Source organism: Vreelandella xerophytica (assembly GCF_968048975.1).
Genome location: NZ_OZ309106.1, coordinates 1,773,134 through 1,785,797, shown reverse-complemented (window position 1 = coordinate 1,785,797; position 12,664 = coordinate 1,773,134). Strand labels below are relative to the sequence as shown.

Genomic DNA, 12,664 nt, shown 5'->3' with positions numbered 1-12,664 from the left:
TGGCTAGGCGTTAGGTGGAGAGCCTACCTCTCGAACACAAGCCGATGGGCATTTGCTTCGCGCGCCCACTCATTATGCTCTTCGACCTTTTCCTGAATTTCGCTGGTCAGGCGATCAATCTTCTGCAGTTTCTGATAATGATGCTCGGTTTTGACTAGTGGTACCGAATACTGGTTGGCCTGAATTTCGGCGTCTATTGAGAGGCTATCCGACAGGGTTCGCAATACTTGCGCCCTCTCTCTTGTGAGTCGTCCTATCTCATCACCCAAGTGTTTGCAACGGCCCACTGCTTCATAGTTGATCGTCATATTCACGCCCTCCCTTTATTACGCCGTAACCGGCAAGCTGTGTGTTCGCCCCATCAACCGCTCCACTTCCCGCCGGGTCGAGTCCGCCTCGCCGATATGGTGCCGCATTGCCAGCACTTCGGCTTCGCAGCAGCTTACGTCGAACCCCGCTTTCTTCAACTGACCGAGCAGACGCATGGTGGGCGACGGTGCGCTTTCACCGTGCAGGTGCCGCGCCTTAACCCAATGGCGGTTGGCGTGCACCGTGGGCAGGTCGTTGGCCCAATCCTGTTTGAGCTGCGGATTGATCTCCGGCCAGGCCGCCATGGGGTAATGAATCGCGGGCGCGGGTTCCGGTTCGGGCAAGGCCTGGCGAGCGAGGTAGTCGCCCTCGATGATCTTCTGCGTTTCACGCTCGATACTTTCTTGCACGAAGACCATAGCGCGGTCGACCTGCGCCGGGGTGGCGTCTTCGATATGCGCCAGCCCGAGGTAGCCGTTGACGAGTTTCCACATACCGGCATAGTCAGCGCTGTCGCCCTGGGCGCTGCGCAGATTCGCGAGGGTGCGCACGGCGCGGTTCAGGGGCTTGCGATCTTCGACGCTGGTGGGCGCTCGGCCCAGCTGTTCCGCCATCCAGTTGAAAGCATTTATATAAGCTTCTTTGATCTGTGCAGCCTTTTGACCGGTAAAACCCATCACTAAAAAGATAAAGCCGTCTTTATCCATCTCAACCACTTTAGAACGACGCTTTACGGCACCTGCCTGGATAGTTTCTTCGTGAGCCCAAAAATGGGCTGACGCAAACTCTGGGCTGCAATCAAGCTCATCTAGCTTTCGAAGAACGTGAGCGTGGCGCTTACCAAAAGCCTCTGCCACCTTCATGGAGGTGGTTTTAAGCGCACCTTGGACGGTGTGGATAAAAGCTTCTGGCTGGGTGGAAATCTGTGCTGCGTTGATAGCCGTCATGACTTGAACTCCCGTATCAAAATTGGAGCTCGCCTAGTCACTACCACATGATGGAGGCGAGCCGTACGCGGGGTGGTAGACCGGAGATACAGGAACCCGGCACACCCGAAGGTGTCCCACGCACGGCCCGCCATAACGGACACAAAAAAAGCGCCTTGGGGCGCTGTGCGCCTGCATCTCTTCGGGCTACCACACCCGAGCCACTGATTTTGCAGCGGCAAGGGAATGTTGGCCCAACTTGGCGCAGGCGTCAAGCGGTCCCGCTATTATGGGGCCGCGCGCACCGCTTCCCAATCCTGTCGATGGGCCTGTTTGGATTTACAGTGGCTTTTCGACCGGGCATAAAAAACCCCGCTTGGGCGGGGCATTTTCATTTGAAGGGCTCTGGATCCAAGACGCGCAGCAGTATTTCACTAATGTCCTCATACAATTCTTTATAATCAGATTCACCAAGTATGCGACCTTCAATACCTGGCTTATCAAGTGAGAGTGGAGCTGAAAGGATGTAGTGATAAGTACCCTGTTCTTTCCAAATTCGCAGATCAACAACAACTGGAGCTCTTCGAGTTGATCGTTCAGATTCCTCAATGACTACGCAGATCTGCGTATGCATTTCTTTGCCACGCATTGGGCGAGCTTCGAAAGAATTGTCTGGTTCGAAAGTACTTCCGATTAACCTTCCTTGGGCTACATACGGTGCCATAGAGTCATTCATGGGTGCGAATTTGTCTTGGACACCGAGGTGCTCGGCATAGCCCTTGATGATCCGCTTTACTATTTCTTCAAGCTTTAAGTAGTAAGCAGTTTGAGCATCACGATGTTGTTTATAGACTGCTTGCAAATCAGCGTACGTAGTCATGCGGCCCTCGGTAATATTTGGGTACGCATTCATACTAGCCTCCATTAAAAAAAATTAAAGTGCTAAAGGCCCTACATAGCAAAATGTATGAAAGGGCTAATTTTTTCTGTTATTTCCGCATTACCTCCAACGCCCCCGCTTCGATGTGCTGGATCTTGCGCAGCGTATCAAGCTGGTTCGTAACCCCCAGCATCCGCATGGTGCTTTCCAGCTGGGAGCGTTCGATACCCAGCGCCACCGGGTTGGCCATGGGCGGGGCCAGATAACGCCACTGGCTCGCGCAGTCGCGGAACACGTCGAACGCCTCGGCATTCCAGGGCCATACGACCACCTCGGCCCGCTGCTGGGCGTTCTGGTACCGCTCGGGGGTCTTGACCCCCCACGCGGCCAGATCGCCCTCCAGCTCGTTCTTACCGCCCCCCTGGGCACCGGCCCACAGGCGCCCAAGGGCGTTTAGTTTTTTGCCGTTTCCTCCGGCAGACCGTTCTGGACCCGGTGCCAGGCGCGCATGATGCCGTTACCCGCGTAGGGGTCGTTAAACATTTTGTCGATCATTTCCGGCGGCGCATCGACGGCTTTACCGTCGCCATCCTGCAGGCCGGTAATAGCCAGCAAGTCGGCGCGCATGATCTCTTTACCGGTGATCTCGCCGTCTTCTTGCCGCTTGTTGAGCGCGTCCTGCTCGTCGCGGTCGTGAATGCGGATCTCGGCGTAAAACTCTTCTTCCTCGCGGCCCGGGCGCTGAGTGGTGACTTTGGTAACGACCGACGCAATACCGACTACAAATCCTGCCATCTTGGTAACTCCGATATGTATTTTGGAAAGGCTAGAAACGACGACGCCCGCATAAGCGGGCGTGGCGTCGTTATTTAATTACGTGAACTTGTCACGCTTTATTGGGCGGGGTTATTTGAAGTACCAGGTCTGCTCGTCGTCGCCCAGCTCTGGCAGGTAGCGTACGTCGCACTGGTAATGGGTAATGCCGTCGCTGTCCTGGTTGCTGACGCCGGTTAGCTGCGCCTTGCGGCCGCGAATGCCGACGATGTTGCCGGGCTGGGTACCGTGTTCCCATCCAATCGGTGCGGTGGCCACCACTTTGTGCGACTCGATTCGCTCGAACACGTCGAACTCGTCAAGGCGCGGCGCCTGAAACGACACTTGGCCAGTAGGGGTGCTATCCGTTACGTGGATGCCCTCATAGTTAACCAGGTTGCGCGGGGTGACGGTGTTGGCCAGGTCCACACTGAAATTCTGGCCAATGGCCTCGTAACCATGGATGTTGAATTTCGTGGTGTTCTGGAAATTCACCGGCAGCTCGTCGGCCCAATCCTCGATGACCAGATCCAGCGCTTCGACGACCTCCGGCCGCTCATAGAGTCCGGTAAACGTGAACGACACCGTGGGCATCGCGCCGGTGTTGCCGGTACCCGTGACGGTGCCGCGTGAGCCGCGAATGCGCTGCTGCTGGCCGTCGTGGCGGTAGTAGAGCGTCAGCGAATCGCCCTCGCCACTGATCCGGTCGTACTGGATCTCGCCGGCGTCCACGTCGAGGGTTTCGCGCATTTTGCAGCCGCGTAGTAGCTTACCGATCATCGGGGCGGTCAGCTCGGTGCCCTCGCCCGGCACCTTGCCGCTGCCGCTCCAGGGCACTGTGACCTGGAGCTGAACCGTGGGGCCGGTATTGATCTGCGCGTAGCCGCCAAGGTGTTCGCGCAAGCGCGTACGCTCGACGGTATTACCCTCATACGGGCTTGCAGACAGCTCGGTGACCAGCATTAGGGAACAGTCTTCCGGCGCCACGGCTTTGCCATAGTCCGTTTCGATCCCGGCGAGTAGCGCTTTTTTTCGTTCAAGAAGTGGAACTGTCATCGCCTGAACCCTTCACTTTTGCAGTGGATTTCGCGCCGGTGTTGGCTTTCGCCGGTGCGGCCTTGGGTGCTTTCGCCTTGCTGGGGTGCTCAGCGTGCGCGCCCAGTGCTTGCTCTTTCGCGGGCGCGCTCACCTGCTCGAGCTTGCCCTTTTCGCGGCGCCAGCGGCCGCCCTGTTGCTCCGGGTTGGGCATGGGTGCCCCTCCTGTCGTTGAGTTTGATGGGTGAGTTAAACGGTCATGGTGCGGGGGCGGGCCGCTTGCAGCGCGGTGGGCGTTACGACCTTCCAGAATTCCCGCCACCAAACGTATCGGCCGCGGATCTCGGCCATCTCGCCGCCGTGATACGCCATGACGCCGTTCGTGCCCGGGGGCTGCCAGCCGAACAGCGCCTCGCGCACTTCGTGACGCTGCGCGCGGAACGTATCGCCCCGCTCACAAACGATAAAAACGCCGTAGGTCGTCGTGACGGCCTGCCGGCCGTTTAACTCGCTGGGGGCGGCGCCGGCGTCTTCGCCGATGTACACCAGCGCAGCCGGGGTGTCCTTGTCGTAGTCGTCGACCGGCTTGGAAAACCATGCCTCGTCGACGTACGCGAACCCCGGGCACTGCGCCTTGAGGCGTTCGATAATCAGCGGCGTTATGTCGTAGTCCTGCATCGGGTACTCCTACTCGTTGCGGCCCAGCAGGTAGTCCATGCGGTCGCTGAACTGTCGGGGCAGATCCTCGCGCACCAGGTCCTGGGCGCTCTGAATCGTGGATTCGTGGGCCACCATGCCGGGGATCGAGGGGCCAAACTGCATACGCGGTTGGCTTTTGTTGTCGGCGGAATCCGCCCGGCGCAGGATGCGCCCCTTGGCCAACCAACCGCCTGGCACCAGCTGCCGCCCACGATCCTTGCGCACGCGCACCGTGGCCCCGCGCCGCCGGGTCTTGAACTGATTGCCCCGGCGGCTGGTGGCCGTAGTGCGCACCATTTTTTCTTTGGGCTTGAAATTATCCAGCGGAAGGCGGCGGCCGGTGTACAGCAGCGACCGCGACGCATCGCGCCGGGCACGCTGAATCTTGAGCCGCTGTTTCACATCGGCAGCGCTCACGGTATAGGTACCGCGAATGTCTCTCGATATGTGGGTGGCCGCTTTGCGGGTCGTGCGATCGAGCGCTTGGGTAAACGCTCGCTCGACCTTCCTGGGGTCAAAGCGCTGCTTGAGCGCCTGCAGCTCGTTGATGTTGTGCCGGTGGCTATTGATCATCACGTCACCTCAATGGTCACGAACGCGCCGTCGTCCTCGATAAAGCCGTTGTATTTCCACCGCCGTTCACCCACGGTGAAGTCATCGCCCCGGTCAATATCGCCCACGCGATCCTTGGGCAGCGTCAGCGCCGGCACGCGCACATCGAAGCCCTGAGAATCGACCGTTTCGTATGACAGGTTGAGCTGATAAGGCACCTGGAGAACATCGGCGCCCCGTTCGGGGTGGTAGGTACAAAGGCCATCACTGAGGTGGTCAATCGCCGCCTTGTTCAGACGGCGCGCGTACTGGTCGAAAAAGGCCATACGTCACCCGTTAACCGGCGCCACTGCCGGCCACCAGTTTGATGCAGGATTGCGGGCGGGTATTGAGGTGCGCGGGGTTGGATTGCGCCTCCAGCTCCACGCCCTTGCCGTGCGGCAGCCGCTCGGACGAGCTGTAAAACGGCAGGCCCAGCGTATTGACGGTTTCCATGTAGTCGGCCGGGGCGAAGCGGCTGATAAACAGCTCGTCACTGCCCGTGGGCATGGCGTAGGCTTCGTCGTCGCCGATGAACGCGGCATCGCCCACCGTGCCCCGGTAGCGCTCCCACAGCAGACCGCCAAACGGAAACGCGACGCGCAGGTCATCGCGCAACCGGGCGCCGTCTTCCCAGCGCTCGTAGGCGGTTTTGACTGCCTTGTGCGAAACGAACTTGCGCCAGAAATTCTTGCCACACAGCACGCGGGCACCGTCGAAAAACAGATCGCCCAGCCCTTTCTCCATGGCTTCGAGGATGTCCAGGCACTTGAGCTGCAAATCAGTGCCGGCGGTATCCAGCGCCATGGGCACCGTCGTTTGTTTCATACCGAAGGCTTGAAACAGGTCATACAGCACGCTTTTACCGTCGGTATCGAGCACCAGCCCTTTTACCGCGCCAATGCGGTGATACTCGTGGGTTACGTCGATACGGCGGGCCATCTTGGCCAGCCGTTTGTTAATGACCGCTTGCAGTTGCTCGGCGGTGCTCTCGGTGCCAAACGCGCGCACGCCCTGCACCTCGTCGGCCAGAATGGTGGCCCGGGTCGGTAGGTGAGCCGTCATGAACGGGATAACGCTGCGCTTATCGCGTCCCACCACGGTGGCCGGCGCGCCGCGCGGCTTGTTCTCGACCAGCGCCAGCTTGTCGCCATCTTTCTCGATCACCACCTGGGTGGTGGTGATACCGGCGGCGTCGAAAATCCCCAGCTCGCCCAAGCGGCGCGGGGTGTATTCAACGTCGTTGATGGCTGCGGTCAAGGATCGCAGGGCAAACGCATCGCTACCAAAAATCTCGTCCCACATAGGGTGCCTCTCTCGTTATCTATCGAGTTACGCGCCGCCCAACGCGGCACACGCTCTGGATGGTGATTAGTCGCGAACGATGACGCCGCGCGTGACTAGGTCGTTGGTACCAGCGGCAATTACGGCATCGTCGGCGCCTTTGGGCCACGTCAGCGCAGCGCCGTGAACCTCACAAGCGCGCACATGCACGGTGATCGGTACCGGTGCCTCAGTGGCATCAGCGCCCTGGTACAACACGGCCCGGGCTGACTCGGTGCCATCGTCGGCGCCCGGCTTCACTGCCACGTAGCCACCGGTGCCATTGAACGCCAGCACGGTGCCGGCGGGGTGTTTGCCTTCGGCCAGTACGCCCTGCTCACGCGAGCGCGCGCCGCTGGCCTCGGAAAGTACGTGCTCGCCCGTGCGCGGGCCTTCGTGTTGAATCTTGGGCATGGGTCATGCTCCTGGTCAGTGAAGTGAAGCGCCCGTTAAGCGCCGGGCTTGCGGTTGTAGCGGGCGTAGGCGTTGGCGTAGTTGGGCTGCGCCGCCTGCTTTTGCCCGCCTTCGGGGGAATGACTGTTCTGGATGCCCTGGCTGTCACCGCCGGCGGCCGCTACGTCGTACACGTACTCGCTGGCCTGTTGTTCATCCATGCCGTTGCCGATGAGCTTGTCCATCAGCTGCGGCTGGCCGGCGGTCTGGCACGCCTTGATGATGCTGTTCACCCGGGTGCGCTCGGTGGCCAGCACCTGATCGGGCTGGGCAGCCTGCAGCGCCTGGATGGCATCGACGGCGGCTTGCGGGGTTTGCTGAATAGCGGACGGCTCAAGGCTCAGCGCCTGGGCAATCAGCGCCAGCGGTTGGCCCTCGCCGCTACCGCCGCCCTGTTGGCGTAGCGCGATGATCTGATCGCCCAGATCGGCCGCCTGGGTTTCGGCCTGTTCGGGGGTCAGGTCGAACGCCAGCGCCAGCGCGTCGGCGGCGCTCATGGTGGTGTTACCGCCGCCCACCTGGGCGCGCAGGTTGACCAGCTCGCCGTACTGCGCCAGCTCTTTCTTGAAGCGGGACATATCGGCGCAGGCCACCGCCTGGAGCTGGGCGTCTTTTGCGGTGGCCAGCCCCCACTCGATCGCTTCATCGGCGCCCATGACCACGTCGCCTTGATCCAGCAGTGCGTTGACCTCCTCGGTCGTCTTACCGGTCTGTGCAACGAACAGGCTGACGATCGCATCATCGAACTTGGTCAGGTTGGCGGCGGTGTCCTGCATTTCCTTGGCGTTGAAGAACCCCAGCATCAGTGAGCTGGCCCGGTGGGTCATCACGGTGGTACCGATGCCCATGGTGCGGGTATCGCCGGCCAGCATGATCGTCACCGCAATACTGGCGGCCATGCCGGTGACTTTCGTATGGACCTGGGCGCTGTGGCCTTTCAGGTAGTTGTAGATGCGCACGCCGCTGGCCACGTCGCCGCCGGGGCAATTCAGCTCGATGTGGATCTCGTCCAGCTCGCCCAGCGCGTCAATGGCGGCGATCAACTCGCGCGCCGGTTTCTCGCCGGTAAAATCGCTGATCCAATCCGGCGCCCAATCCGAGCCGATCGGCTGGTCAATGGCGATATGCGCCACGCGCGGGTTATCCGCGAGAGCTTGTGCTGTAAACCAGGGCATTTAGTCGTCCTCTTCATCTTCGGTGGTGGCAAGACCTTCCAGCGCTTTCTGGAGCCCGCCGTTTTTCGCGGTAGCGCGGGGGTCGGAATCGAGCACCAGCGCGTGGTCGTCGGCGCTTCGGTTGCCGGCCGCGATCTCGGCATCGAGCAGGTCGATGGACCAGCCGCGCTCGCCGGCCTTCTCGCTGCGCGGGGCGAAACCGGCCCGCACTTCCAGCAGGTCGGCGGATACTTCCTTGAGCGGGTCGACCCAGCTCCACTTCGGCGCGATCCAGTCGATGGCCAGCAGCTGCTTACGCTGTTGCCAGTAACCGGCAATGCGCAGCGCGCCGCTGGTCACGGCCACATCAAGCCACTTGGCGGCGATGCGCCGGCACCACTGGTGGACGATCAAATGCGCCTGGAGCATTTCCGCGCGCCGGCGGAACTCCAACAGCCCGGCGCGGATGCTTGAGTAGTTGACGCCTTTCAGGTCGCCGGTCATTTGCTCATACGTCAGCCCGGCCCCGGCGCCCACCGCCAAAAGCTCGGTGCGCAGCCACTCGGTGTACTGCCCTTGAATATCCGGCGGCGCCGAAAACGTCACTTCCTCGTCATCTTCGAGGTAGTGAATACCGCCCGGCGTGAACTCCTCGAGCTGGTCCATTTCGCCGGGCGTGCGCACCAGCGCGCCGAAGTTGGGGCCGTCGTCCTCCGGGTCCTGGCTGGTCTTGCGCTTCACGAATGCGCCAAACAGCTGCGCCAGTTTTTGGCGCGCCAGCGTGGCGTCCTGCATCTCGTCGATTTCGTACAGCCGCACGATGACGGCGGTTAACTCCGGCACCCCGCGCAGCTGCCCAGGGCGTGTGCGCCGGTACATGTGAATGACGTTATCCGCCGGTACCGGCACCCGCGTGTTGAGCGTAGTGGTCAGGTTTTCGTGGGGGTGGTACCGCCACAGGTGAAAGGCGCTGCGCTGGCCAATGGGGTCGAACTCGATGCCCATCTTGATCAGGCGATTGCCGATCGTTTGGGAAAAAGTCGGGTCCAGGTGTTCGGCCTCGATCACCTGCAGCTGCAGGGGCACGCTCAGGCCGTCACTGGTGCGCCGGTACCGAAAACGCCCCAGCACCTCGCCCGCCTCGAATTGGGCGCCAGCGGCCAGTGCTTGCTGGCCGTAGAAATTGTCGATGCCGTCGGCGTCGCTCTCGCTTACCCACTGGTCCCAAAGCGACTGTATTTTGGGGTCGCCCCACTGGGGCTTGATGCCGGTGCCCACCAGGTTGGCAACGTATTTCTCTTTCGCACTGGCGGCGTAGGCGTTGTTGCGTATCGCGTGATGACTACGCGCCTGCAGCGTGGCCAGCGAGTTTTCGATGGGGCCATTGGGGCCGGTAATCGCGGTGCCCTTGCCTGCCATTCGGCGTTTATGGCTACCGCCCTCGTAATACGCTCTCACCGGCACTTGCTGGCCATCGCGTACCGTCATGCGAATGCGGGGCTTGTTCGTGACCATCAAAGCCCCTTGCCGGTGACAACCGAGCGTGTGCGACTACGGCGGCGCTGTCCGGCCAGCAGGCTGCGGGCCATCTCGCGCTCGAACGCTTTAAGATCACCCAGATTCGCCTGGGCAAACTCCACCTTTCGGCCGTTTTGGGTAATGGATACGACGCGCTGGCCGGTGCTCAGCGCAACGATGGCCTGCCGAACCTCGGCAAGCTGTTCGGTGGTATAGGCCATGGGTGGTGCTCCTAGAGTTTCGGCTTGACGACGCGACGCCGCCGGCGCGCCTGGGGCGCGGGCTTGTCCTTGGGTGGCTCGGGGATGGCGGCGTTCGGGTCGTCCGGGGTGAAGACCAATAAATTGGCGTCCCACTGGTCGGCCCATGTCGGCGGGTGCTGCCAGTTGATCTTTTCGCCGCCCAGCAGGATGAACACGACGAGGTTATAAACGAACAGGTCGAACGCCTCGTTCGGCTTGCCGCCGGGTTTTGACCATTTGCCGGTGGCCGGGTCGCGCACCTCGTAGGTCAGCTCGTCGAACCACCACAGCTGCAACCATTCCGGGGTATGCATGTAACCGGCGCCGGGCTGTTCGCGGTCGATCATCGCCGCCACGGTGTCCTTGAGCAGGTCGGTACCCAGCAGGTAAAGCGGTACATCGCCGCGCGCGCCGCTCTTGCGGCTCTTGCGTTTGGTGTTGTCCGGCTCGGTCTTGCGAATCCGGCTATTGCTCTTGCCGCTACCGCCCTTGAGCAGGTAGACGCGCCCGTGCAGACCGTCGCCTTCGCGCAGCAAGCGGCGGTGGTATTCGTAGGCCTGCGAGGTCACGCTTTCGGTGCCCTTGCCTTCGCCGCCGGTATCGACGGCCATGGCCAGTATCGGCATGCGTCGGCCGGTGCCGTCGGCGAGCTTGTAGGTACGTTTCAGCACGTCCCGGGTGAGCAAATCCCAATCCTCGGGCTGTGTCATCGGGTTGATGTGCCGCTCGGGCTGGTCGTTGTTCGGACCGCGATCATGTTTGATGTTGAAGCGATCGACGAGCCAGGTTTCGCGGTTCGGCCCCCAGCCGTGAATCTGCACGACAAAGCGGCGGTCCTTCCCGCCCTGAACATCCACCGCCGCCGTGAGAAAGCGCACGCCGTGGGGCACGGTGCGCGCCTGGTAGCCTTCGCCGCGATCCTTGAGCCGCTGGCTCGAGCGCTTCGTGCCCGGGGTGCGGTTGATATAGGGCCGCCCCCAATCCACGTTCGTGACCGACTGCAGGTCTTTCTGGTTGCCCGTGCTTTGAAACGTCTCCTCGGCGGCGGCCAGCTTGCTCACCAGCGACGCCCAGGTTTGGTCCGATGCTGCCGGCCCTTCCATCCAAAACGACGCGATGCGGGTTTCCCGGGGCGTGCCGATCAGCTCACCGTCCAGCGTCAGCTCGCAGCCCTCGGGTATCCACTCGCCGTCAATGTTCAACTGACGCTTTAGCCGGGGGTCTACTTCGGCGCTGCAGTGCGGACAAAAGACGTGCCCGCTCTCAAGATTGAAGTTTTCCTGTATCGGCTGAAACCACTGGCGGCACTTGCGCTGCGGGCACTGCCAGTAGAGCCGCCGCCGGTCGCCCTGGTTGTAAAGATCCAGACCGCCGGTGGTGGGCGGCGCCTTGTGGGGCTCGCTCTCCGGCTGCTGCCAATCGGCGTCCAGCACTGGCCGGCCCGGTGAGGTTTCCACGGCGGTCATCCCGGTGGAGCCAAACGTTTGCGTTCGCTTGCTGGCCAGTACCCAGCCCGAGCCCTCGCCACCCACGTTCTCGGTCATCCGGTCGTAGTCGGTCAGCAGCACAAACTGGTAATCCGACGAAGCGAACACGTTCTTTGATGGATGTTTGATCGCCAGCATATTGCCGGCTTTAAACATGATGTCGTGAACGTTGTTGTCATGCCCGCGCGGGCTCAGCCGCTTGGCAATATCCGGCGAGGCATTGAAGGAACGCTTTAAGCGTTTCTTGCTGTACTCGGCCGCCTTGGCTTCTGTGATCTGCACCACCAGCCCATCGGCTGGATCGTTGATAATTTTGTAGCAGATAAACCCGTCTATCAGGCCGATGGTCTTACCCGTTCGCGCTGGGCCGATAAAGATCACGGCGTCGTACTTGCGCGAGGCCAGGCAGTCCATGGGCTCGACCATGTAGGGCGTTTTATCCGGCTTCCACAGCGTTTTGGTGCCGTTACCGTGAACCACGTACATCGACTCGGCGACCGATTCGCTAACCCGCACCCGGCGCGGCGGCCGTAGCAGCGTGGCCACATCGTGACGAATCGCGGCGGCGTTGGCGGTGTTAGTCATCGGCACCGTCCTCCTGGTCTGCTACCACGGCCTGATACATCTGCTCGCGCAGCGCGTCGATGACCTCTTGCACCCGCTCGATCGCGTCCGGCGCCAGGCCAGCGTCGCGCTCGAGCGCATCGGGCAGCGAGTCCAGCGCCGCCGCCACCGTTTTGGCCAGGCTGCTCATTTCCCGGGCAAACTCATGAGCCGGGATAAGCGTCTTGATCTCTTTCTCGAATTTCAGCCGCTCGTTCTCTGACTGAAACCACGCCTTACGGGCGTCGGGGTAATCGTCGAAATTACCGCCGCCGGCGAGCGCTGGCTTTACTTCCTGGTAGAGCGCCGGGCCAACATCGGCCAACGCGTAAACGGCATTACCCCGCTTCGATCCCGCCGGGATAACGCCACTTTCCTGCAGTCGTTTTGTGACCGTTCGCCGGTCCATTTCAAACGCCTGGGCGATGCGGGACACCGACCAGTTATAGGCATCTTTGCTGTCTACCACGTCTCCCATGGATGCCCACCTCTTGCGGCGCGATGTACCCCCGCTCAGCTGTACATGAATTGATTGAAAACGGCGGCCGCGATGTACAGCTCGCTCAGGTTACGCGCCCAGCAACCACGCGGGATCTATACCACCTGCGGCGGTACACCCTGAAAACCCGAA

Annotated in this window: 17 protein-coding genes; all 17 read right to left on the bottom strand. The window is 61.4% G+C overall.

Annotated features, from left to right (window positions below):
* Positions 1-23: 23 nt before the first annotated feature.
* The 17 genes from ACWF8S_RS08510 to ACWF8S_RS08430 all read right to left on the bottom strand — a co-directional run bounded on the left by ACWF8S_RS08510 (position 24) and on the right by ACWF8S_RS08430 (position 12,511).
* The gene (locus tag ACWF8S_RS08510; RefSeq protein WP_447556432.1) at positions 24-308 is read right to left on the bottom strand and encodes a hypothetical protein; all 285 of its coding nucleotides are present in this window, start codon (positions 306-308) and stop codon (positions 24-26) included.
* Positions 309-326: 18 nt separating this feature from the next.
* Positions 327-1,256, bottom strand: a complete 930-nt coding sequence (locus tag ACWF8S_RS08505) for a Rha family transcriptional regulator (RefSeq protein WP_447556431.1) — start codon at positions 1,254-1,256, stop codon at positions 327-329.
* A gap of 370 nt (positions 1,257-1,626) precedes the next feature.
* The gene (locus tag ACWF8S_RS08500; protein ID WP_447556430.1) at positions 1,627-2,148 is read right to left on the bottom strand and encodes a hypothetical protein; all 522 of its coding nucleotides are present in this window, start codon (positions 2,146-2,148) and stop codon (positions 1,627-1,629) included.
* A gap of 76 nt (positions 2,149-2,224) precedes the next feature.
* Complete coding sequence (locus tag ACWF8S_RS08495) at positions 2,225-2,506, bottom strand: DUF1799 domain-containing protein (protein WP_447556571.1); 282 nt, start codon at positions 2,504-2,506, stop codon at positions 2,225-2,227.
* 62 nt (positions 2,507-2,568) lie between these two features.
* Positions 2,569-2,910, bottom strand: a complete 342-nt coding sequence (locus ACWF8S_RS08490; RefSeq protein ID WP_447556429.1) for a hypothetical protein — start codon at positions 2,908-2,910, stop codon at positions 2,569-2,571.
* Positions 2,911-3,021: 111 nt separating this feature from the next.
* A complete protein-coding gene (locus ACWF8S_RS08485; protein WP_447556428.1) occupies positions 3,022-3,984 on the bottom strand; it encodes a phage tail tube protein in 963 nt (320 codons plus the stop codon).
* Entirely contained in the window at positions 3,965-4,177 is a 213-nt protein-coding gene (locus ACWF8S_RS08480; protein ID WP_447556427.1) for a hypothetical protein, read from the bottom strand. Before ACWF8S_RS08480 ends, ACWF8S_RS08485 begins: the two co-directional genes overlap by 20 nt.
* Before the next feature lie 35 nt (positions 4,178-4,212).
* Positions 4,213-4,641 (bottom strand): phage tail terminator protein, encoded by a 429-nt coding sequence (locus ACWF8S_RS08475; protein WP_447556426.1) that lies wholly within the window; start codon positions 4,639-4,641, stop codon positions 4,213-4,215.
* Positions 4,642-4,650: 9 nt separating this feature from the next.
* Complete coding sequence (locus ACWF8S_RS08470) at positions 4,651-5,235, bottom strand: phage tail protein (RefSeq protein ID WP_447556425.1); 585 nt, start codon at positions 5,233-5,235, stop codon at positions 4,651-4,653.
* Entirely contained in the window at positions 5,235-5,540 is a 306-nt protein-coding gene (locus ACWF8S_RS08465) for a hypothetical protein (RefSeq protein WP_447556424.1), read from the bottom strand. The genes ACWF8S_RS08470 and ACWF8S_RS08465 overlap by 1 nt, the downstream gene beginning before the upstream one ends.
* A 10-nt stretch (positions 5,541-5,550) precedes the next feature.
* Entirely contained in the window at positions 5,551-6,558 is a 1,008-nt protein-coding gene (locus tag ACWF8S_RS08460) for a major capsid protein (RefSeq protein ID WP_447556423.1), read from the bottom strand.
* A 66-nt stretch (positions 6,559-6,624) separates the two neighbouring features.
* Positions 6,625-6,990: a head decoration protein gene (locus tag ACWF8S_RS08455; RefSeq protein ID WP_447556422.1), complete on the bottom strand. Its 366-nt coding sequence runs from the start codon at positions 6,988-6,990 to the stop codon at positions 6,625-6,627.
* Positions 6,991-7,025: 35 nt separating this feature from the next.
* Positions 7,026-8,204, bottom strand: a complete 1,179-nt coding sequence (locus ACWF8S_RS08450) for a Clp protease ClpP (protein ID WP_447556421.1) — start codon at positions 8,202-8,204, stop codon at positions 7,026-7,028.
* Entirely contained in the window at positions 8,205-9,698 is a 1,494-nt protein-coding gene (locus ACWF8S_RS08445; RefSeq protein ID WP_447556420.1) for a phage portal protein, read from the bottom strand.
* The gene (gene gpW, locus ACWF8S_RS08440; protein WP_447556419.1) at positions 9,698-9,922 is read right to left on the bottom strand and encodes a gpW family head-tail joining protein; all 225 of its coding nucleotides are present in this window, start codon (positions 9,920-9,922) and stop codon (positions 9,698-9,700) included. Before gpW ends, ACWF8S_RS08445 begins: the two co-directional genes overlap by 1 nt.
* Positions 9,923-9,933: 11 nt before the next feature.
* Positions 9,934-12,015: a phage terminase large subunit family protein gene (locus ACWF8S_RS08435; protein ID WP_447556418.1), complete on the bottom strand. Its 2,082-nt coding sequence runs from the start codon at positions 12,013-12,015 to the stop codon at positions 9,934-9,936.
* On the bottom strand, positions 12,008-12,511 hold the full coding sequence (locus ACWF8S_RS08430) for a DUF1441 family protein (RefSeq protein WP_447556417.1): 504 nt from the start codon (positions 12,509-12,511) through the stop codon (positions 12,008-12,010). The genes ACWF8S_RS08435 and ACWF8S_RS08430 overlap by 8 nt, the downstream gene beginning before the upstream one ends.
* Positions 12,512-12,664 lie beyond the last annotated feature (153 nt).

Coding starts and splice junctions, on each gene's coding strand:
- ACWF8S_RS08510 (WP_447556432.1), bottom strand. CDS start 308: ATGACGATCAACTATGAAGCAGTGGGCCGTTGCAAACACTTGGGTGAT.
- ACWF8S_RS08505 (WP_447556431.1), bottom strand. CDS start 1,256: ATGACGGCTATCAACGCAGCACAGATTTCCACCCAGCCAGAAGCTTTT.
- ACWF8S_RS08500 (WP_447556430.1), bottom strand. CDS start 2,148: ATGAATGCGTACCCAAATATTACCGAGGGCCGCATGACTACGTACGCT.
- ACWF8S_RS08490 (WP_447556429.1), bottom strand. CDS start 2,910: ATGGCAGGATTTGTAGTCGGTATTGCGTCGGTCGTTACCAAAGTCACC.
- ACWF8S_RS08485 (WP_447556428.1), bottom strand. CDS start 3,984: ATGACAGTTCCACTTCTTGAACGAAAAAAAGCGCTACTCGCCGGGATC.
- ACWF8S_RS08480 (WP_447556427.1), bottom strand. CDS start 4,177: ATGCCCAACCCGGAGCAACAGGGCGGCCGCTGGCGCCGCGAAAAGGGC.
- ACWF8S_RS08475 (WP_447556426.1), bottom strand. CDS start 4,641: ATGCAGGACTACGACATAACGCCGCTGATTATCGAACGCCTCAAGGCG.
- ACWF8S_RS08470 (WP_447556425.1), bottom strand. CDS start 5,235: ATGATCAATAGCCACCGGCACAACATCAACGAGCTGCAGGCGCTCAAG.
- ACWF8S_RS08465 (WP_447556424.1), bottom strand. CDS start 5,540: ATGGCCTTTTTCGACCAGTACGCGCGCCGTCTGAACAAGGCGGCGATT.
- ACWF8S_RS08460 (WP_447556423.1), bottom strand. CDS start 6,558: ATGTGGGACGAGATTTTTGGTAGCGATGCGTTTGCCCTGCGATCCTTG.
- ACWF8S_RS08455 (WP_447556422.1), bottom strand. CDS start 6,990: ATGCCCAAGATTCAACACGAAGGCCCGCGCACGGGCGAGCACGTACTT.
- ACWF8S_RS08450 (WP_447556421.1), bottom strand. CDS start 8,204: ATGCCCTGGTTTACAGCACAAGCTCTCGCGGATAACCCGCGCGTGGCG.
- ACWF8S_RS08445 (WP_447556420.1), bottom strand. CDS start 9,698: ATGGTCACGAACAAGCCCCGCATTCGCATGACGGTACGCGATGGCCAG.
- gpW (WP_447556419.1), bottom strand. CDS start 9,922: ATGGCCTATACCACCGAACAGCTTGCCGAGGTTCGGCAGGCCATCGTT.
- ACWF8S_RS08435 (WP_447556418.1), bottom strand. CDS start 12,015: ATGACTAACACCGCCAACGCCGCCGCGATTCGTCACGATGTGGCCACG.
- ACWF8S_RS08430 (WP_447556417.1), bottom strand. CDS start 12,511: ATGGGAGACGTGGTAGACAGCAAAGATGCCTATAACTGGTCGGTGTCC.